Source organism: Bartonella sp. TT121SHDZB (genome assembly GCF_042193415.1).
Classification (GTDB): domain Bacteria; phylum Pseudomonadota; class Alphaproteobacteria; order Rhizobiales; family Rhizobiaceae; genus Bartonella.
In genome coordinates this window covers 1-530 of record NZ_JBHILR010000089.1, presented here as the reverse complement: position 1 = coordinate 530, position 530 = coordinate 1, and the positions used below count along the sequence as shown (strand labels likewise).

The window sequence follows — 530 nt, the reverse complement described above, 5'->3', positions numbered from 1 at the left end:
GCATTTAAGAAAACCACGGATAGGCTTGGGATTGTTTATACACCCGTTGAGGTTGTGGATTTTATCATTCATTCTGTTGATGATGTCTTGCGTAATGAGTTTGGAAAAAGCTTGGGGTCACGGGGTGTTTCTATTCTTGACCCTTTCACTGGAACGGGTACCTTTATCACACGGCTTTTACAATCAAAACTCATCAAACCAGAGGATATGGAATACAAATTCCGTCATGATATCCATGCCAATGAGATTGTTTTACTGGCTTATTACATAGCAGCGATTAACATTGAATCGACTTATCATAGTATCATGAAAGGTGAGTACATTCCTTTCAAACATATTGGTTTGACCGATACTTTCCGCATGCTTGAAGAGAAGAACCTGCTGCAAAAATTATTCAAAGAAAACAGTGAATATTTAGAGCATCAGAAAAATCTCAATATTGAAGTTATCTTTGGTAATCCTCCTTATTCAACAAAGCAAAAAAACGAAAATGATAATGCAAAAAACACACCCTATCCCATATTAGATAA

1 protein-coding gene is annotated in these 530 nt (G+C 36.2%); it reads left to right on the top strand.

Annotation, left to right across the window (positions count from 1 at the left end; all coding sequences use genetic code 11):
* A partial coding sequence (locus ACFIKI_RS08665) for an N-6 DNA methylase (RefSeq protein ID WP_375666816.1) occupies window positions 1–530 on the top strand: 530 nt, incomplete at both ends.